20 protein-coding genes are annotated in these 18,864 nt (G+C 68.9%); 11 read left to right on the forward strand and 9 right to left on the reverse strand.

Going from position 1 to position 18,864, the window contains the following annotated elements; genetic code table 11:
- Positions 1–63: 63 nt before the first annotated feature.
- Together DXT68_RS06200 and hpf are read left to right on the forward strand one after the other, a co-directional pair.
- A complete protein-coding gene (locus tag DXT68_RS06200; RefSeq protein ID WP_045255447.1) occupies positions 64–756 on the forward strand; it encodes a ComF family protein in 693 nt (230 codons plus the stop codon).
- A 94-nt stretch (positions 757–850) separates the two neighbouring features.
- Entirely contained in the window at positions 851–1,507 is a 657-nt protein-coding gene (gene hpf / locus DXT68_RS06205) for a ribosome hibernation-promoting factor, HPF/YfiA family (protein WP_045255446.1), read from the forward strand.
- A 63-nt stretch (positions 1,508–1,570) separates the two neighbouring features.
- On the opposite strand, the gene DXT68_RS06210 is transcribed toward hpf, so the two are convergent.
- Both DXT68_RS06210 and DXT68_RS06215 read right to left on the reverse strand, forming a co-directional pair.
- Positions 1,571–2,911 carry a coiled-coil domain-containing protein gene (locus tag DXT68_RS06210; protein WP_045255445.1) on the reverse strand — a complete coding sequence of 447 codons (1,341 nt, stop codon included), beginning with the start codon at positions 2,909–2,911 and terminating at the stop codon, positions 1,571–1,573.
- A gap of 63 nt (positions 2,912–2,974) precedes the next feature.
- Positions 2,975–3,577 (reverse strand): helix-turn-helix transcriptional regulator, encoded by a 603-nt coding sequence (locus DXT68_RS06215; protein ID WP_045255444.1) that lies wholly within the window; start codon positions 3,575–3,577, stop codon positions 2,975–2,977.
- 164 nt (positions 3,578–3,741) lie between these two features.
- Here DXT68_RS06215 and secA point away from each other — a divergent pair, with 164 nt between their 5' ends.
- Entirely contained in the window at positions 3,742–6,549 is a 2,808-nt protein-coding gene (secA, locus tag DXT68_RS06220) for a preprotein translocase subunit SecA (RefSeq protein WP_045255443.1), read from the forward strand.
- 83 nt (positions 6,550–6,632) lie between these two features.
- Positions 6,633–7,859 carry a pyridoxal phosphate-dependent aminotransferase gene (locus DXT68_RS06225; protein WP_045255442.1) on the forward strand — a complete coding sequence of 409 codons (1,227 nt, stop codon included), beginning with the start codon at positions 6,633–6,635 and terminating at the stop codon, positions 7,857–7,859.
- Here DXT68_RS06225 and DXT68_RS06230 read toward each other — a convergent pair.
- Together DXT68_RS06230 and DXT68_RS06235 are read right to left on the reverse strand one after the other, a co-directional pair.
- Positions 7,783–9,048 (reverse strand): CpaE/TadZ family protein, encoded by a 1,266-nt coding sequence (locus DXT68_RS06230; RefSeq protein ID WP_052677843.1) that lies wholly within the window; start codon positions 9,046–9,048, stop codon positions 7,783–7,785. The two genes, DXT68_RS06225 and DXT68_RS06230, sit on opposite strands and share 77 nt — an antisense overlap.
- Positions 9,045–9,665 (reverse strand): SAF domain-containing protein, encoded by a 621-nt coding sequence (locus DXT68_RS06235; RefSeq protein WP_045255683.1) that lies wholly within the window; start codon positions 9,663–9,665, stop codon positions 9,045–9,047. Before DXT68_RS06235 ends, DXT68_RS06230 begins: the two co-directional genes overlap by 4 nt.
- Before the next feature lie 97 nt (positions 9,666–9,762).
- Between DXT68_RS06235 and DXT68_RS06240 the strand changes: the two genes are divergently transcribed.
- Positions 9,763–10,041 carry a helix-turn-helix domain-containing protein gene (locus tag DXT68_RS06240; protein WP_045255441.1) on the forward strand — a complete coding sequence of 93 codons (279 nt, stop codon included), beginning with the start codon at positions 9,763–9,765 and terminating at the stop codon, positions 10,039–10,041.
- Here the strand turns inward: DXT68_RS06240 and DXT68_RS06245 are convergent.
- A complete protein-coding gene (locus DXT68_RS06245) occupies positions 10,029–10,637 on the reverse strand; it encodes a hypothetical protein (protein ID WP_045255682.1) in 609 nt (202 codons plus the stop codon). The two genes, DXT68_RS06240 and DXT68_RS06245, sit on opposite strands and share 13 nt — an antisense overlap.
- Positions 10,638–10,765: 128 nt before the next feature.
- Here DXT68_RS06245 and DXT68_RS06250 point away from each other — a divergent pair, with 128 nt between their 5' ends.
- Positions 10,766–11,152: an Rv3235 family protein gene (locus DXT68_RS06250; protein ID WP_045255440.1), complete on the forward strand. Its 387-nt coding sequence runs from the start codon at positions 10,766–10,768 to the stop codon at positions 11,150–11,152.
- Positions 11,153–11,176: 24 nt separating this feature from the next.
- Positions 11,177–12,661, forward strand: a complete 1,485-nt coding sequence (locus DXT68_RS06255) for a sensor histidine kinase (RefSeq protein WP_045255439.1) — start codon at positions 11,177–11,179, stop codon at positions 12,659–12,661.
- 55 nt (positions 12,662–12,716) lie between these two features.
- Here the strand turns inward: DXT68_RS06255 and DXT68_RS06260 are convergent, their stop codons facing one another.
- On the reverse strand, positions 12,717–12,965 hold the full coding sequence (locus DXT68_RS06260; RefSeq protein WP_028503730.1) for a WhiB family transcriptional regulator: 249 nt from the start codon (positions 12,963–12,965) through the stop codon (positions 12,717–12,719).
- 234 nt (positions 12,966–13,199) lie between these two features.
- On the opposite strand from DXT68_RS06260, the gene DXT68_RS06265 reads away from it, so the two are divergent.
- Positions 13,200–13,583 carry a hypothetical protein gene (locus tag DXT68_RS06265; RefSeq protein WP_045255438.1) on the forward strand — a complete coding sequence of 128 codons (384 nt, stop codon included), beginning with the start codon at positions 13,200–13,202 and terminating at the stop codon, positions 13,581–13,583.
- 3 nt (positions 13,584–13,586) lie between these two features.
- Here the strand turns inward: DXT68_RS06265 and bcp are convergent, their stop codons facing one another.
- The 3 genes from bcp to aroA are packed head-to-tail and all read right to left on the reverse strand — an operon-like array spanning position 13,587 to position 16,462.
- The gene (bcp, locus tag DXT68_RS06270; RefSeq protein WP_045255437.1) at positions 13,587–14,060 is read right to left on the reverse strand and encodes a thioredoxin-dependent thiol peroxidase; all 474 of its coding nucleotides are present in this window, start codon (positions 14,058–14,060) and stop codon (positions 13,587–13,589) included.
- A 9-nt stretch (positions 14,061–14,069) separates the two neighbouring features.
- Positions 14,070–15,140 carry a ribosome small subunit-dependent GTPase A gene (gene rsgA, locus DXT68_RS06275; protein WP_045255436.1) on the reverse strand — a complete coding sequence of 357 codons (1,071 nt, stop codon included), beginning with the start codon at positions 15,138–15,140 and terminating at the stop codon, positions 14,070–14,072.
- Positions 15,137–16,462 carry a 3-phosphoshikimate 1-carboxyvinyltransferase gene (aroA, locus tag DXT68_RS06280; RefSeq protein WP_045255435.1) on the reverse strand — a complete coding sequence of 442 codons (1,326 nt, stop codon included), beginning with the start codon at positions 16,460–16,462 and terminating at the stop codon, positions 15,137–15,139. The genes rsgA and aroA overlap by 4 nt, the downstream gene beginning before the upstream one ends.
- 70 nt (positions 16,463–16,532) lie before the next feature.
- On the opposite strand from aroA, the gene DXT68_RS06285 reads away from it, so the two are divergent.
- From DXT68_RS06285 to DXT68_RS06295, 3 genes are read left to right on the forward strand one after another with little or no spacing between them, the layout of a single operon-like run.
- The gene (locus DXT68_RS06285; protein WP_045255434.1) at positions 16,533–17,195 is read left to right on the forward strand and encodes a sigma-70 family RNA polymerase sigma factor; all 663 of its coding nucleotides are present in this window, start codon (positions 16,533–16,535) and stop codon (positions 17,193–17,195) included.
- Positions 17,192–17,437 (forward strand): zf-HC2 domain-containing protein, encoded by a 246-nt coding sequence (locus DXT68_RS06290; protein ID WP_042541911.1) that lies wholly within the window; start codon positions 17,192–17,194, stop codon positions 17,435–17,437. The genes DXT68_RS06285 and DXT68_RS06290 overlap by 4 nt, the downstream gene beginning before the upstream one ends.
- Positions 17,438–17,491: 54 nt before the next feature.
- On the forward strand, positions 17,492–18,799 hold the full coding sequence (locus tag DXT68_RS06295) for a GNAT family N-acetyltransferase (protein ID WP_052677842.1): 1,308 nt from the start codon (positions 17,492–17,494) through the stop codon (positions 18,797–18,799).
- Positions 18,800–18,864: the final 65 nt, after the last annotated feature.

Genomic DNA, 18,864 nt, shown 5'->3' on the forward strand with positions numbered 1-18,864 from the left:
CAGTATCCGTGCACGGGATTGCTCGTCACCCCCTCATGCTCGGATCCGCGACAGGATCGACGGATGCCGTCATCCGCCTCCGTCTTCGCCGTCCGTGCCATCGGCGCCGATGTCCTCGCCCTGCTGCTCGCGGCCACGTGCGCCGGGTGCGACGCCCCCGAGACGCTGCTGTGCGCGTCGTGCCGGCTCCGCATCCGCGCGCATCCGGTCGCGACGAGCACGACCGCCGGGCTCCTCGTCCGTGCGGCGATGCCGTTCGAGTCGGTGCCTGCGCGGTGCGTGCGGCGGCTCAAGGACGAGGGCGAGACCAGGCTCGCGCATCCGTTGGGGACCGCACTGGGCGAAGTGCTGCGGAGCGCGCTCGAGGGGCGCCCCGCAGGTGAGGTCGCGATCGTGCCGGTCCCGACCTCGCGCGCCGGCTTCCGCCGCCGCGGCTACCGGATCCCCGAGCTGCTGATCCGCCGTGCGGGGTATGCGCCGCGTCGCCTTCTGCGGGTCCGCCGCACGACGGCGGATCAACGAGGTCTCGACGTCGGGAGTCGCGCCCGCAATGTGCGGGGGAGCATGCGAGCGCGCAGCAGCGGAGGGCTCGCCGTGGTGCTCGTCGACGACGTCATGACCACGGGTGCCACCCTCGACGAGGCGGCGCGGGCGCTTCGGGTCGCCGGGGTGGACGTCCTGTGCGCAGTGGTGCTGGCCGCCACACCACGACTCAGTGAACGGAATGCGTATGCATCGGAGACACGCAGCAAATGACCCGTGACATCCGTCGTCGTGCCCACTAGCGTGGGGGGACACAAGGCGACCACGGTCCGCCCTTGGCCGGGAGGACCGGGACAAGGAGGCAGCAATGGAAACGAGCATCGTTGGCGTCGGGGTGGGAATCACCGACCGCTTCAGAACCGTTGTCGAAGAGAAGATCGCCAAGATCCAGACGTTCGCGTCACGCGCGCAGCGACTGGACGTGAAGGTCACCCACCGGGTGTATCGCAACGGCCGCGTACCCGATGAGACCGTCGAGCTCACGCTCGTGAGCAAGGGGCCGGTCGTGCGCGCCGAGGCCACCGACGGCGACAAGTTCGTCGCCCTCGATCTGGCCGTGGACAAGATGGCGGAGCAGCTCCGCCGCGCCAAGGAGAAGCGGGTCGACGGACGTCAGCACCCGCGTGGCGCTCATTTCGAGAAGGAGAGCGGCGCCCTCGAGGGCATCGACGTCCAGCCCGCATCCGTCGAGGTTCTTCGCGCCGTCGCGACGGGCAACGTGCCGATCCAGAACGAGGAGGATGAGGTCTACTCGCCCGTCGTGATCCGCACGAAGAGCTTCGATGCGGAGTGGATGACCGTCGAGGAGGCGGTCGATCGCATGGAGCTCGTCGGTCACGACTTCTTCCTGTTCGTCGACGTACGGTCCGACCACCCGAGCGTGGTCTACCGGCGCAAGGGCTGGGACTACGGCGTCATCGCACTCGAGACCCAGGCTCCGCCCACCGAGGCACTCGCCTCCTGAGAGCGACAGGAGAACGGCCCGACCCCTTCGAGGGGTCGGGCCGTTCGTCCGTTCACGGGGTGCTCAGTCGAAGATGCCGTCGAGGATGCTGCCGATCACGAGGCCACCGAGGATGCCGGATGCGATATCGCCGCCGCCGCCGCGTCGGCCGCCGCCGCTCCAGCCGCCGCCTCCCCAGCCGTCGCCTCCGCCGCCCCAGCCCTGGTCCTGCGGACGCGACGAGTCGATGTCCCGCTGCGCGAGCTGCAGAGCCTCGGAGGCGAGATGAGCGACCCGGCGCGCACCGGCGAGCGCCTGATCGCGCGTCTCCTCCGCCGGGAGCAGGTCGGAGAGGTCGACGCGCAGGCGCTCGGCCTCGGCGAGTCGGGTGCGGGCGTCCGCCCCGATCCAGCCGCGGTGCCCGGCGATGAGTCCGCGCGCGACGCCCAGCTGGCGGTCCGCGTCGTCGATGGCGTGCTGCACCTGCTGCAGGCTGGGCAGCGGATGCGCCTCGCGGTGTCTCGCGGTGGCGATCGCGTCGTCGAGGGCGGTGTTCGCCGCGCGGAGTTGCGAGAGCTCGGCGAAGGGATCGCCGGGAGTGCCTGCGGGGGTGAGGGCGCTCAGGGCATCCTGCAGCGCGGTCACCGCGGCGGCGACGGCCGGCACCTGCGGAGCGGTACGTGCGGCGATGAGGTCGCTGCGAGAATCGGCGACGACCTCGGCGAGCGTCGACTCGGCGCGCAGCGCCTCGATCTCGAAGTCCTCCACCGCGTCGAGCAGAGCCGAGGCGCGTCGGGTGGCCTCCGTCGCGGTCTCGAGAGCGAGGTTTGCCTCCTCGTTCTGCTTCGCCGCCCTGCGGCGTTCTGAGACCGATGCTCCGTGGGTCGCGAACGCGATGAGCTGCTCGGCTTCGGCCGCGCTGGCCGTGATCTGGTGCATCGCCGAGTCGGCGTATCGCGACGACAGGCGTGCGACGGTCTCGTTCGTCTGCGGGATCCGGGTGCTCAGCTCGGCGGCATCCGCGCGCACCTTCGCGATGACCTCGGGAGCGCGGCGCACCTTCGCGATCGATTCGGCCAGAGCCGACGTCTTCTCGTCGAGCAGATCCTGCGCCCAGTCGCACAGCTGCACGATCCTCGCATTGCGGGTGCGGAGCTCTTCCGGGGTGTCCGGGATCTCGTCGTGATTGAGCTGGTGGAGTTGGAACGCCTCGCGCAGGTGCGTGCGCACGGCGCTCAGAGCCTTCTTGAGGTCGCCAGTGAGCTGGCCCCCGAGCTCGGCCTCGGCGAAGGAGAGCTCATCCGAGGTGCTGCGGATCCGCTCGTCGGCCGCGACCAGCGCCTGTTCTGCACGGCGTGCCAGGTCGGCATCCTGTGCGGCCAGCTCTTCCTGTTCGCGCTTGCGTCTGCCCCATATTCCAGCCATAGGACCGATCCTAGTTTCCCGAAGGTCGACCCTGGCTGTGCATCCGCTCGGGGCGAACGCGCGTCAGACCAGTGCGGCGGCGCGGGCCCTCGCCGGGCGGCCGCGTCGAGGGCGGTCCGCCGTCAGCTCGATCGCCAGCGTGTGGCGCGGATGCGTGGCGAGCTGCGCCTCGATGTGATCGAGCCAGCGCAGCTCGGCGTCGGCGGTGAAGATCATCGAGTCGACCACGAGAGACCAGGCCAGCCCTTCGGGGGTGTGGTCTTCGCGGGACTCGCGCACCGTGAGGAGAGTCGCATGATGCTGTGCGGCGGCGGCCCGTTGGATCGCGATCATCTCTGCGGCGTCGGCGCCGGGAAGCGTCGCCGCCACGGCGAGCTTGATCGCGAGCTCGTCGCGCGTGGTCCGTCCGCGCTCCACCGGAGAGGCCAACCAGCGAGCGACGTCCTCAGCCCCCGCGTCGGTGATCTCCCAGTACACGTGGCCCTGGGCATCCGCTGCTCCTCGGGCCACGAGGCCGTCGCGCTCGAGCCGTTCGAGCGTGTTGTAGATCTGCCCGACATTGAGCGGCCAGACGGAGCCGGTGCGGCGATCGAACTCGTGCCGCAGCTGGTATCCGTAGCAGGGGCCCTGCGCGAGGATCGCGAGCAGACTCTGTCTCACCGACATGTGGACCTCCGTGGTGTCGTGCACAAATATACATACCGGGAAATCCGACGTGCCCGCGCCATGCAGACGACGCGCAGGTCACGGACCGGTAACATGGCAAGGTATGTCCGGTCGGCGCTCGACACGCGGCGCCGCCGGAACCATCCGACAGGGAGATGACATCTGTGGCCAATCCTCTTGAGAAGCTGCTGCGCGCGGGAGAAGGGCGGGTCATCCGCCGTCTGAACCAGGTGGTCAAGGCCGTGAACGCGCTGGAAGAGGACATCTCCAAGCTCACGGATGACGAGCTGCGCAACGAGACCGCAGAACTGCGGGAACGATTCGCCAAGGGCGAGACGCTCGACCAGCTGATGCCGGAGGCCTTCGCCGCCGTGCGCGAGGCGGCGAAGCGCACCCTGGGCATGCGCGCGTACGACGTGCAGATCATGGGCGGCGCGGCTCTCCATCTCGGCAACATCGCCGAGATGAAGACCGGTGAGGGCAAGACGCTCGTCGCCACGTTCCCCGCCTATCTCAACGCGATCGCGGGCGAGGGCGTTCACGTCATCACGGTCAACGACTTCCTCGCGAGCTACCAGGCCGAGCTCATGGGCCGCGTGTACCGCGCGCTCGGCATGACGACCGGCATCATCGTCTCCGGTCAGACCCCGGCGGTCCGCCGCGAGCAGTACGCGTGTGACATCACCTACGGCACGAACAACGAGTTCGGATTCGACTACCTGCGCGACAACATGGCGTGGCGCAAGGACGACCTCGTGCAGCGCGAGCACTACTTCGCCATCGTCGACGAGGTCGACTCGATCCTCATCGACGAGGCGCGCACCCCGCTGATCATCTCGGGTCCCTCATCGGGCGAGGCCAACCGCTGGTTCGCCGAGTTCGCCAAGATCGCACGCACGCTCGAGGCGGGCGTCGATTACGAGGTCGACGAGAAGAAGCGCACGGTTGGCGTGCTCGAACCCGGCATCGAGAAGGTCGAGGACTATCTCGGCATCGACAACCTCTACGAATCCGCGAACACCCCGCTGATCTCGTTCCTCAACAACTCGATCAAGGCGCTCGCGCTGTTCAAGAAGGACACCGACTACGTCGTCATGAACGACGAGGTCATGATCGTCGATGAGCACACCGGCCGCATCCTGGTCGGTCGTCGTTACAACGAGGGCATCCATCAGGCGATCGAGGCCAAGGAGGCGGTTCCGGTCAAGGCCGAGAACCAGACCCTCGCGACGGTGACCCTGCAGAACTACTTCCGTCTTTACGACAAGCTCGCCGGCATGACCGGTACCGCCGAGACCGAGGCGGCGGAGTTCATGTCCACGTACAAGCTCGGCGTCATCCCGATCCCGACCAACCGGCCGATGGTCCGCAAGGATCAGTCCGACCTCGTCTACAAGAACGAGGCGGCGAAGTTCGCCCAGGTCGTGGAGGACATCGCCGAGCGTCATGCCAAGGGCCAGCCGGTGCTGGTGGGAACGGTGAGCGTCGAGAAGAGCGAGTACCTCTCCCGGCTCCTCGCGAAGAAGGGGGTCAAGCACGAGGTCCTGAACGCCAAGAACCATGCGCGCGAGGCGGAGATCGTCGCCCGCGCCGGTCGGCTGGGTGCCGTGACCGTCGCGACCAACATGGCCGGTCGTGGAACCGACATCATGCTCGGCGGAAACGCCGAGTTCCTCGCGGTGCAGGACCTGAAGGGTCGTGGTCTCGACCCCGTCGAGACGCCCGAGGAGTACGAGGTCGCCTGGGACGAGGCCTACGAGGAGAAGAAGGCCGTCGTCGCCGAGGAGGCCGAGAAGGTCATCGAGGCCGGCGGACTGTACGTGCTCGGCACCGAGCGCCATGAATCCCGACGGATCGACAACCAGCTCCGTGGTCGCTCCGGTCGTCAGGGCGACCCCGGCGAGAGCCGCTTCTACCTCAGCCTCACCGACGATCTGATGCGCCTCTTCCAGTCGGGTGCCGCCGAGGCGATCCTGGCTCGCACGAACTTCCCCGACGACGTGCCCATCGAGTCGGGTCTCGTCTCCCGTGCGATTCGCAGCGCGCAGTCGCAGGTCGAGTCCCGTAACGCCGAGATGCGCAAGAACGTCCTCAAGTACGACGACGTCCTCAACCGCCAGCGCGAGGCGATCTATGCCGATCGTCGTCACATCCTGCAGGGCGACGACATCGCCGACCGGGTGCAGCACTTCATCGAAGACGCGATCAGCGGCGTCGTACGCGACCACACGGGCGAGGGACACAACGAGAGCTGGGACTTCGACGCGCTCTGGACCGAGCTCAAGACCCTCTACCCGGTCAGCGTCACGATCGACGAGGTCGTCTCCGAGGCCGCGGATCGCAAGGGCGGCATCACGGCCGACGGTCTCACCCGCGAGCTGCTCTCGGACGCGAAGATCGCGTACGAGACGCGCGAGGAGTCCCTCGGCGAGGCGGCGACCCGCGAGCTCGAGCGCCGCGTGGTGCTGCAGGTGCTCGACCGCCGCTGGCGCGATCACCTGTACGAGATGGACTACCTCAAGGACGGCATCGGCCTGCGGGCGATGGCGCAGCGCGACCCGCTGATCGAGTATCAGCGCGAGGGCTACGCGATGTTCCAGTCGATGATGGGCCAGATCAAGGAGGAGTCCGTCGGCTACCTCTACAACCTCGAGGTCGAGGTGCGGCGTGCTGCCGACTCGCAGACCGCCGAGGTCGAGGCCAAGGGGCTCTCGGAGGGCGGCGGCGAGCAGCGCCTCGAGTACTCGGCGGCGAACGACGCCGGCGAGGTCGAGGTCCGCGATGACCGTGGTCGGGTGCAGCAGGCCGCCACGGACAAGATGCGCCAGGCGGCCGCAGCTCGTCAGGCTCCGGCCGATCAGCCCGAGGCGGCGCCGGCGGAACGCGGAGCGTTCGGGCAGCGTACCGACGCGGCAGCACCCGCCGCGGGCAACCGCGAGCAGCGACGCGCCCAGGGCAAGAAGAAGAAGTAGCCGCGCGAGCACACGACAGCACGAGCGCAGAGGGGCCGATCCGGTGGGATCGGCCCCTCTGCGCGTCATTGTAGGCTTGCGCAATGACACCAACGCGCCACTTCGACCAGTCGTCGAAGCTCAAGAACGTCCTGTACGAGATCCGTGGGAACACGCTCGTCGAGGCGGCGCGTCTCGAGGCCGAGGGACATCGGATCCTCAAGCTCAACACCGGCAATCCGGCGATCTTCGGCTTCGAAGCCCCTCACCAGATCGTGCACGACATGCTGGCCGCTCTTCCGACCGCGCACGGCTACAGCGACAGCAAGGGCATCATCTCGGCACGTCGCGCCGTGGTGAGCCGGTACGAGGAGATCGAGGGCTTCCCCCGCTTCGGCCCCGAGGATGTCTTCCTCGGCAACGGCGTCTCGGAACTGATCACCATGACGATGCAGGCCCTGCTCGATGAGGGCGACGAGGTGCTGATCCCCGCGCCGGACTACCCTCTGTGGACAGCGATGACGAGCCTGGCCGATGGCACGCCGGTGCACTATCTGTGCGATGAGGATTCCGGGTGGCAGCCCGACCTCGAGGACATCCGATCGAAGATCACGCCGCGCACCAAGGCCCTCGTGATCATCAATCCGAACAACCCGACCGGAGTCGTCTACTCGCGAGAGATCCTCGAGGGCATGGTGCAGATCGCCCGGGAGAACCAGCTGCTGCTGCTCTCCGACGAGATCTACGACCGCATCCTCTTCGACGATGCCGTGCACATCCCGACTGCCACCCTGGCGCCTGATCTGCTCTGCCTCACCTTCAACGGGCTGTCCAAGACCTACCGTGTCGCCGGTTTCCGATCGGGATGGCTCGTCATCACGGGGCCGCAGTCGCATGCGAAGGGCTTCCTCGAGGGGATCAACCTGCTCGCTTCGACCCGGCTGTGCCCGAACGTCCCCGCCCAGTACGCGGTTCAGGCGGCGCTCGGCGGCGTCCAGTCGATCGACGCGCTGATCGCGCCGACCGGTCGGCTGCACGAGCAGCGCGACATCGCCTGGGAGGGACTCGAATCGATTCCCGGCGTCTCGTGCGTGAAGCCGGCCGGCGCCCTCTACGCGTTCCCGCGCCTGGACCCGAACGTGCACGAGATCAGGGACGATGCGAAGCTGGTCTACGACCTGCTCGTCTCGGAGCACATCCTGCTGGTGCAGGGCACGGGCTTCAACTGGCCCACACCGGACCACCTCCGACTGGTCACCCTCCCTGAGCCTCGCGTGCTGGCTGAGGCCGTCGAGCGCCTCGGGAACTTCCTCTCGAGCTATCGCCAGTAGGCGCCGCGGCCGGCGCCGCCATCGACGGCGCCGCAGGCGATGACAGACGCGACGCGACCAGCCGGCGAACGCCGGAGACCAGCGCGGACCGAGGTGTGAGGTCGGCCATCGGACGGGCGTGGAGCAGTGCGGCGTCCGCGGCGCGCTGGTCGAAGGGCAGGAATTCGACCGCGGTGATCCCCGCCAACCTCTCGAGGGTCCGGCGCACCTGACCGCGGGCATCGAAGCCGAGGGGACCGGAACGCACCCGGTTCACGACGACGCTGACGGGAACGGGGTCGGTGAGGCGACGCAGCTCCGCATGCTCTCGGATGAACCGGCTGATGCCGAGCGGATCGGCCGAGGCGATGGCGACGATCGCGTCCGCCTCCTGCAGCGCGGCCATGGTGGCCGCGTGCCGGCGGGGGCCGGCGAGATCGAAGGTCGCCTCATCGTCGGCGTCGAAGGCGCTCGAGACATCGACCACGGTCTCTTCGCTCCATGTGCGGCATACCCGGAGTGTCGCACGCAGGCGGTCGGCCGCCAGCTCCGGCCATCGACTCGGACGGTTGATGCCGCCGAGCACCTCGACATCGCCGGCACTCGTCTCGAGGACCGCGGAGAGCCGGGTGAGCTCCTCGGCATCGAGCGCCCCCAGCTCAGCGCGGCGGCAGGCCGCAGCGATGCCGGGAGCTTCGTCGCCGAGTCCGAGCAGAAGTGCCAGCGAGGGTGCGACGGTGTCCGCGTCGACGAGCGCCGTGCGACGGCCCACCCTCGTCAGCTCGACAGCGAGCTGGATGGCCACCGTGGATCGCCCCGGAGCACCCGCGGGACCCCAGACGACGGTGACGCGATGCGGCGGCGAGGATTCGCGCTTCGTGGTCTCGGGGTGATCTGCCGCCAATGCGGTCGCCACCTCCCACCCTGTGGCATCGGCGGCGAGCGAGGCGGCGAGACCGTAGCGCGCCAGCACCCTCGCATCGCCGTCGCCGAGCGGAACCAGCCGCACGCCCGCCCGATCGCAGGCTGTCACGATCTCGTGGGTCAGCGTCCCACGAGTCGCAGCGACGACGGCGGCGTCGATGCCGGGAGGGAGGGGGAGCAGCTGTGCGGGAGACACCACCGCCACGACGCGGATGCCCTCGATCTCGAGCTCATCGGCGAGGCCGGCCGCACGGGACTCCGGCACGGCCAGCACGACGGACGTCACGGCGTCGCACCGATCGGGACGACGGCGAGGACCGATCCTCCCGTGATCGCCCCCAGCACCGCTGCGACATCGGCCCTCTCGATCACGACCTCGACCGTGCTTCCGCCCGAGGCCAGCACCGACTCGCTCTTGGACACCGAGGTGACGATCGCGTCGGCCACCAGGATCCGAGGCGGCTCCTGCGCCGTCCCGTCGTCACTCGGAGGCGCCGCCCAGAGCTCGACGTCGCTGCCGGCCCCGACATCCGCCGGGATGCCGGGGCCGCTTTCGACGACCACCGTCGTGGTTCGTCCTGCATCGACGTCTTCGACGGCCGAGTGAGCCAGAAGCTCTCCCTCTGTCACCGTCTTCGCGGCGATGCGCCCCGGCTGCAGATCCTGCGGAGCCACGTAGCGCGACGTCACGCCGCCCAGCCCCACCTCGACGATCTGGAAGTCGTCGGAGGTGAGCGCCTCGCCTCTGACGATCGTGCGGCTCGCCTGGAGGATCGGCGCCGTCGCACCCGCCGAGGAGACGACGGCCCAGACGCCGCCTATCGACAGCAGGACCATGGCGATGCCGATCAGGAAGCGCGCGTCGCCCCAGACGGCGCGGCGTGGACGAACGAATCTGTGCATCGCCACATGCTCACAGAAATCGCTGCGGAGGCTCGGGACTTATCCACAGCGGAAAAGGGGTGCAGGTGAAACCTGCCGGTGGGGGCAGAATGGGGACATGCCCGATTCGTCCCCGTCCGCGAGGCGCTTCCTCGCGCCCGCACAGGTGGCCGAGCTGCTCAGCATCCAGGTAAACGAGGTCATCGAGCTCGTCTATCAAGGACGGCTCAGCGGATCCAAACTCGGCTCGCCGGCTCGTTGGCGCATCGAGGAATCGAGTCTCGCCGACTATCTCGCGGAGCAGTCGGAAGAGGCACGGCGGATGGCGCTCTGGCGTCAGGCGAACGAGGCCAGCTTCCCCGAGGTGTGGGGAGCACCGTTCGGTCACGGGAGCTGACCACCGAGGATCTGCACCGACGTCACTGCGTGGAACGGGATCATCTGGAACCCCCGCACGGCTGATGCGGTCCTGGCCGCTCCGGAGTCGTGCACCGCGAGATCCAGGTGATCGGCGCCCGCCCTGTCGATCGTCCCGTGCAGGTCCCTCCCGTCGGTGCTCAGGATGCTCACCGGCACGCGTCGTCGTGCGAGGTCGCGCAGGATGAACCCCAGCGACATGCGCTCGCGGAGGATCGGTGCCGCCTCCTCGCCGTCGAGGCTCGTGAGCAGCAGTCCGTGGTCCACGCTCAGTCCGCGCACCGCAGGGAGCGGGAGGATGCAGGTGGACCGACGCGGCGGCGACTCCGGGGCATCGAGGATCGCCGCCGCGACCCAGTCGGCGCCGAGGGTCTGCAGGCGCACGCGCAGACGGGCTCCGCCGGGGAGGTCCACGGTCGCCAGAGCGGATGCCGCGCACAGCACCCTGAGGCGGCTGCGCATATCGAGACGGGAGATACGCAGTCGCTCCGACTCGGCATCGAGCACGGCTCGCTCGCTCTCCCATTCGGCGGCGAGCTGGCCTTCGAGGTCTTCGAACAGTCGATCCCAGTGCACGCGGACCACCGTAGGCGATCACCTCGGGCTCATGTACGAGTTATCCACATAGATGTCGGATTCGGCCGGAACGGCTCCTCCACGCATGCTCTACTTGGCGCAGTCTTCCCCGATGGAGAGTGCCGCAGATGACGATGAACGAGTATTTCGCCCCGCAGCCCACGCCGCGTGCCGAGCTTCCGGATCCGCAGCCGCTGCTGCGCAGTCTCACGCAGGGCGTGCTCGAAGTCCTCGCCGGGGTCAGAGAAGTCGATCAGTTGGCCCGCTGGTTCAGCGAAGATGCGTACCGGAGTTTGGTGACGCGGGCCAACCTGTCGGCGAGGGCGCGCAGTGCGAGGGGGGTTTCGCCTGCGCGCCCGACTTTCGAGATCCTCTCCATCCGGGTCACCGAGCCGGTGGACGGCAAGGTCGAAGCCGTCGTCATCGTGGCGGGCCCCGGGCGGACCAGGGCGGTGGCCATCCGCCTGGAGGGTCTCGACCGACGGTGGCGCGCATCGTCGCTTGCCGTTCTCTGAGTGCGCGCACCGTAGGCTTGAGGGGTGTCAACCCTCAGTGATCTCGCCAACGCCCAGGGCCGCCTGACCGACGTCGACGTCGAATGGCTGCATCGTCTCGCCGGCGACGGCCAGCTCCTCGCCGACCTCTCGTCCGCCGACATCGTGGTCTGGGTCCAGACCGAGGACGGATCGTTCATCGCCGTCGCGCACGCGCGACCCAGCGGAGCGGCGACGCTGTTCTACCGCGACATCGTGGGGGAGCGAGTGCGTCCGCAGTGGCGCACTCAGGTGCAGGGGGCATTCGAGTCCGCAGAGATCGTCGATTCCTCGTCGCCGGACTGGTTCGAGGAGACGCCGACGCGGGTGCGGGCCGTTCCGATCGTCAACGACCGACGGCGCGGACACGGGGAGGCCGGTGTCATCGGCGTCGTGACCCGGCATACGAACCTGGGCGAGGCGCGCACTCCGTCCCGGCAGCAGATCACGTTCGACGAGTGCGCGAACGACATCTTCCGGATGATCGCCGACGGCAGCTTCCCGGACCTGGCCGCACCGACCTCGCCCCGACGCGGAGCGCCTCGCGCGTCTGACGGTCTGATCCGCATCGACGTCGACGGCATCACCACATTCGCCAGTCCGAACGCGCTCTCGGCCTTCAATCGCATGGGCTTCGACGATGAGCTCGAAGGGGAGTCGCTGGCCGAGGTCACCACGCGGCTCGTCCCGCCGTCGCGCCAGGTCGATGAATCGCTGCCGGTGGTGGTCACCGGCCGTGCTCCGTGGCGCACCGACATCGAGGCGCGGGGGGTCACCGTCTCGCTTCGGGCGATCCCGCTCAAGGACCACGGGACCCGCATCGGTGCGATCCTGCTCTGCCGGGATGTGTCGGAGCTGCGCCACCAGGAGCAGGAGCTCATCACCAAGGACGCCACGATCCGGGAGATCCATCACCGCGTCAAGAACAACCTGCAGACGGTGGCGTCGCTGCTGCGGATCCAGGCTCGTCGCACGCACTCGGACGAGGCGAGGGACGCTCTGACCCAGGCGATGCGGCGGGTCGATTCGATCGCCGTCGTGCACGACACCCTCGCACAGGGACTCACGCAGAAGGTGGACTTCGACGAGGTCTTCCATCGCGTGCTCAAGCTCGTGGCCGAGGTCGCCTCGGCGCCCAACACTCGCGCGCGCACGCACTCGACCGGTCGTTTCGGGGTTCTGCCGAGCGAGTACGCCACGCCACTGGCGCTCGCGCTGACCGAGGTCGTGACGAACGCCGTCGAGCACGGCCTGGCCGGTCAGGAGGGCATGGTCACGATCGATGCCGCGCGCACCGAGGAGAACCTGCGCGTGCTGGTGCGCGACACCGGAAGCGGTCTTCCCGAGGGCCGAATCGGCCAGGGGCTCGGCACGCAGATCATCCGGACTCTCATCCAGGGCGAGCTCGGCGGTTCCATCGAATGGCGGGGGAGCGAGGGCGGAGGGACGGAGGTCGTCATCGACATCCCGCTGCGCTGGTTGACGAAGTAGCCGACCGAGTACACGAAAGCGGCCCGAGACATCGTCTCGGGCCGCTTTCGGATGGTCAGGAGGCGCGGCGCGCGCGCGCTGCGCGACGCTTCAGGGCGCGACGCTCGTCTTCGGAGAGCCCGCCCCACACTCCCGAGTCCTGGCTGGACTCGAGGGCGTACTGCAGGCAGATCTCGGTCACCGTGCAGGTGGCGCAGACGGTCTTGGCCTTCTCGATCTGATCGACAGCCGGGCCGGTGTTCCCTACAGGGAAGAACAGCTCGGGATCGACGGTCAAACAGGCGGCCTTGTCGCGCCAGTCCATGGGGGCTCCTCGGTGTGGATTTTCCTGAATCGTCGCAACGCGACGACTCTGATTTCGGGTGCAGTTCGGGTTCAGCTACCCTGTTGAGATACGGACGGATGCCCGCGAATTGTGATGCGGGCTCGGAGCCCGCCCCACGCCGCTGTGGGAGCACATGACGCTGTCTATTCTGTTACATGAAACCGGCGAAATCAAGGGTTTCGCCTGTTCTCATTCGATTCTCAGGAGATCATCGTGCGCTCACCCGGCCTCGCACTCGCCGCAGCCGCAGTCCTCGCGGCGGAGGGCGCAGCGCTCCTCGTCTTCGCGCTGATCGAGCTCCTCGGCCTCGGCGCGGGGGATGCGGCCTCGCTGCCGACCGCCCTCGCGCTCATCGTGCTGACGCTGATCGGCGCCGGCGCACTGATCGCCTTCGCGATCGGCACCCGGTCCGGTCACTCATGGGCGCGTTCCGGGGGGATCGTCTTCCAGGTGCTCGGCGTCGCCCTCGCACTCGCGTCTCTCACGATCCAGCCTGTGGTCTGGGGATTCACCGTCGGCGTCGGCATCCCTGCGGTGCTGGGGTTCGTCTTGCTGATCGCGACCACCCGCGCCGAGAACGAGCGCCCGGCCGAGTGACGCTCAGGCGTCGATGCCGAGCAGCTTGCGCAGACGGGCGACGTGCCCGGTGGCCTTGACGTTGTACTGGGCGAGGGTGATGGTGCCCTCTTCGTCGAGGACGAAGGTGGACCGGATGACGCCCTCGACGACCTTGCCGTAGTTCATCTTCTCGCCCCAGACGCCGTATGCCGTGTGCACCGCGTGGTCAGGGTCGCTGAGAAGGGTGAAGGTCAGACCGTCGCGTTCCCGGAACGTGGCGAGCGTGGCCGGTTCGTCGCGCGAGATGCCGATGACGCGATACCCGGCACCCTGCAGGGACGAGATGCTGTCGCGGAAGTCGCACGCCTGGGTGGTGCATCCCGGTGTCATCGCCGCGGGGTAGAAGTACAGCACGGCCTTCTCGCCGCGCAGGTCCGCGAGGCGGACGGTCTCGCCGTCCTGGTCGAGCAGGGCGAAGTCGGGAGCAGCGGTTCCGGGTTCGAGGCGCACAGTCACGTCTTCAGCCTACCGGCCGGGACTCTGCTCCGCCTTGTCGGCGAAGGTCTGCAACAGCCGCTGCAGGGAGTCCAGACGCGCGAGGCCCGTCTCGCTGAGCTCGCCCCTCTCGGCCGCCTCGATGAGCGCGCAGTCCGGCGCATCCGCGAGATGGGTGCACCCGCGGGGACAGTTCTCGGCGATCTCCGCCAGTTCGGTGAACGCCGCGAGGATGTTCGCAGGGTCCACGTGGCCGAGACCGAACGACCGGACCCCGGGGGTGTCGATGACCCAGCCCGAGCCGGCCGGACCGGTGTAGCGCAGCGAGACCGTGGACGAGGAGGTGTGGCGCCCGCGTCCCGTCACCTGGTTGACATGGCCCGTCGCGCGCAGTGCGCTCGGCACGAGCGCGTTGACGAGCGTCGACTTGCCCACACCGGAGTGTCCGACGAAGACCGTCGAATGACCGACCAGCGCGGCGCCGATCTCGTCGATCGGCATCTCCTCCTGCGCGCTGGTGAAGACGCGGAGATCGAGTCCGTCGAAGTGTCCGAGGAAGGCGGACGGGTCGGCGAGGTCGGTCTTGGTCACGACGAGCAGCGGCCGGATGCCGGCATCCAGTGCCGCCACCAGGTAGCGATCCACCAGTCGCGCCCGGGGCTCGGGGTCGGCCGCGGCGACCACGATGAGCATCTGGTCGGCGTTCGCCACGATGACGCGCTCGACCTGGTCGGTGTCGTCGGCGCTGCGCCGAAGAAGGGAGGTCCGATCGACGATGCCGATGATGCGCGCGAGAGTGCCGTCTTCACCGGTGGTGTCGCCCACGACCTTGGCCTGGTCGCCCGTGACGATCGGGTTGCGTCGCAGCTCGCGGGCACGAGCCGCCGTCAGCAGGCGCTCGTCGGGTCCGCCCTCATCGAGCAGGACCGTATAGCGTCCGCGGTCCACCCCGAGCACGCGGCCGACCTTCGCGTCGTCGTGGGCGGGGCGTCGCTTGGTGCGGGGGCGGTTGGCCTTGGGGTTGGGACGGGTGCGGATGCTGCTCTCGTCGTAGTCCTCGAAGCCGTCCTCGAGGTCGTCGGTGTCGTCGAGCCAGCTCACGCGGACGCGCCTCGCAGCATCCGCTCCCAGAGCAGCGTGAACTCGGGAAGAGTCTTCGCCGTCGTGCCGATGTCGTCGACCTGCACTCCGGGGACGCGCAGCCCGATGAGGGCGCCGGTCGTCGCCATCCGATGGTCGTGGTGGGCCGCCCAGGCGCCGCCGCTCAGCGGCCGCGGAATGATGCGCAGGCCGTCGGGCAGCTCCTCCGCCTCGCCACCCAGGGCGCGGATGTTGCCGATCAGAGCCGCGATGCGGTCCGTCTCGTGCATCCTGATGTGCCCGATGCCGCGGAACGTCGTCGGACCGGTCGCGAAGGCGGCGAGTCCGACCAGCGTCGGCGTCAGCTCGCTCGCCGCGGAAAGATCGAGGTCGAGCCCGCGGATCTCGGATCCGGCCTTCACCGTCAACGTGCCGCTGTGCCGGTGGACGTGAGCACCCAGGGCCTGCAGGATCTCGGGGAGAAGAGCGCCGGGCTGCGTGGAGTGCACGGGCCAGCCCGTCACGGACACGGAGCCCCCCGTCACGAGGGCGGCGGCCAGGAACGGCGCGGCGTTGGAGAGATCCGGCTCGATCGCGATCTCCTTGGCGCGCGGTACGCCGGCCTCGACGAGCCACTCGCCGGTGGCCGGTCGCTCGATGCGGATACCGCGTCGGCTCAGCGCCTCGATCGTCATGTCGATGTGGGGCAGGCTCGGCAGGTGCTCGCCGGTGTGCACCAGGTGGAGTCCGACGTCGAACCGGGGCGCGGCGAGAAGCAGGCCCGAGACGAACTGGCTCGATGCGGAGGCATCGATCTCGACCCGTCCGCCGCGGATGTGTCCGTGGCCGCGGATCGTGAACGGCAGTGCCCAGGTGCCTTCGTCGTCGATGTCGACGCCGAGGTCGCGCAGGGCGCTGATGAGGCCCCCCATGGGCCTGTGCAGCGCGGTCTCGTGCGCGGTGAGGTGCACGTCTTCGTGGGCGAGCCCGGCGAGCGGGGCGATGAACCGCATGACGGTGCCCGCCTGACCGCAGTCGACGGTCGCGCCGCCGACGAGCTTGCCCGGAGTGACCACGAGGTCGGGACCGAACTCTCCGGCGCCCTCGACCTCTTCGATGCCGACGCCGAGCGCGCGCAGAGCCTCGACCATCCGTCGCGAGTCGTCCGAGTGCAGCGGGGCCGTGAGCCGGCCGGGTCCGTCGGCGATCGCGGCGATGATGAGCTCGCGATTCGTCAGCGATTTCGACCCGGGGATCGTGACCGTCGCATGGACGGGATCCGGGGCCGTGGGCGCTGCATAGACGCCCTGGACAGGGGAGGGGGAATACCCGTTGGCGCTCATCGGTTTCAACCTTAGTGAATACGGGAGTCCGCCCGATCGGATCACGGAAGCCCGGCGACAAGGAGACAGCATGCTCGCAACGTTGGAACGCGAGTTCGTGGACCTCAGCGGCCTAGACTGGCCGGTGATGGATGACACGGAGACGGCAGAAAAGGTCAGCGACCCTCGGCGTGAATTCGAGGATCAGGCGATCCCCTTCATGGATCAGCTCTATGCTGCCGCGATGCGCATGACGCGCAATCCGGCGGACGCCGCCGACCTGGTCCAGGAGACGTTCGTGAAGGCGTACGGCTCGTGGGCGACGTTCTCGCAGGGCACGAATCTGAAGGCGTGGCTCTACCGCATCCTGACGAACACGTACATCAACATCTACCGCAAGAAGCAGCGCGAGCCCTATCAGGGGACGATCGACGATCTCGAGGACTGGCAGCTCGGCGGCGCCGAGTCGACGACGGCCTCGCATGGACGCTCGGCCGAGGCCGAGGCCATCGACCACATGCCCGCGTCGGTCGTCAAGGACGCGCTGCAGGCGGTTCCCGAGGACTTCCGGCTGGCGGTGTACCTCGCCGACGTCGAGGGCTTCGCCTACCAGGAGATCGCGGACATCATGAAGACACCCATCGGCACCGTGATGAGCCGTCTGCACAGGGGCAGGCGGATGCTGCGGGAGCTGCTGGCCGACTACGCCGCGGAGCGGGGAATCTCCGCAGCAGACCCGAGGAGCACGAAATGACCGACTGCGGCTGCGACAAGGCGCGCAAGGATCTGGAGGAGTACCTCCGCAACGAGGTGTGCAACACCGAGCACACCGAGATCCGTGAGCATCTCGAGAACTGCCCGTCGTGTCGGGACGAAGCGCTCGTGGCGACCACCCTCACCGAGGTCGTGGCCCGCGCGTGCAAGGAGACGGCTCCCGAGGAGCTGCGTGACCAGGTGTTCGCGCGTCTCCGCGAGGTGCAGGCCGCGCAGCACTGACCTCCCGGTGGGGCCGCGGATGTCGACGTCGGTGTTGCCCGTAGGGTGGAATGCATGACCGACATCGACTCGCGATCCGTCCCCGCCGATCCCACGTCCACGGAGCGCCTCGCCGCCGAGTCACTGAGCTATCGCGTCGTCGACACCGCCGACGAGGCGGTATCGGAGAGATTCCAGCGTGCGACCTCGCGGGGCTTCCTCGGCGCGGAGCCCTCGACCGAGGTGCTGGCCTTCGGGCGCACCACTTTCGAATCGCGACGCAACATCGGCGTCTATGACGAGAGCGTGCCCGAGGGGCAGCCGGTGGCCACCATCGACTCGTGGACGACCCCCGTCACCGTTCCCGGCGGCTCCCGACTGCCGATGTGGGCGATCAGCGGCGTGACCGTCTCGGCGACGCACCGGCGTCGAGGCATCGCCAGAGCGCTGCTGGAGGGCGAGCTGCGGGCCGCCGCCTCGGCGGGCGTGCCGATCGCCGGCCTCACCGTGTCGGAGGCGACGATCTACGGCCGGTACGGATTCGGCTCGGCGCTGCCCATGTCGCGCTTCACGGTCGACACCCGCCGCGCCGGATGGGGCGGCGGTGACATCGCCGGGCGCATCGAGTACATCGACAGGGAGACGCTGGCCGCCGAGCTCGGCCGAGTCCACGACCGCGCGCGCTCGGCCCGACCCGGCCAGATCCCCGGGTGGGACTCGCGCTGGACCGGCATCGCCGGGCTGTCGCCGAGTGACACCGACCGCGACAAGGTGCGCGGCGTCCGATACCTCGACGGCGCCGGCGACCTGCGCGGAGCGATGGCCTTCACCCTCGAGGAGCGGAGCGGATCGTTCCGCTTCGCGCTCGGCATCCGTCTGCTCGTGGCCGAGACGCCCGAAGCCACGGCTGCGCTCTGGCGGTTCGCCCTGCAGCACGACCTCGTCGACGAGGTCACGGCCGACCTGCGCCCGCTCGACGATGCGCTGCCCTGGCTCGTGCGCGACCCGCGCGGCGTCGTGCAGACGGTCCACGATCACGGTTGGCTGCGCATCCTCGATCTCCCGACGACGCTCGCCGCTCGCACCTACTCCGCACCCGTAGACCTCGTGCTCCGCGTCACCGACCCGCTCGGCTTCGCCGAGGGCGACTGGCGACTGCGGGTGGACGGCTCCGGCGCGGCCGAGGTCGAGGCGGCGGGCGACGGGACGAGGGCGGTGGATGCGACGCTCGACGTCGCCACGCTGTCGATCCTCTTCGCCGGGGGAGTGAGAGCCTCCTCGCTGCACGGCGGAGGCCGGATCGATGCCGACGCCGACACCGTCGAGGCGCTGGACCGTGCGTTCGTCGCGTTCCCCGCCCCGGCGCTCGACATCTGGTACTGATGCGCGCCGTCGGCCGCGGCGAACGGAACGGCATCCGCGGCGGATAGCAGAAGGGAGCCCCGACA

This window comes from Microbacterium foliorum (assembly GCF_003367705.1).
Classification (GTDB): Bacteria; Actinomycetota; Actinomycetes; order Actinomycetales; family Microbacteriaceae; genus Microbacterium; species Microbacterium foliorum.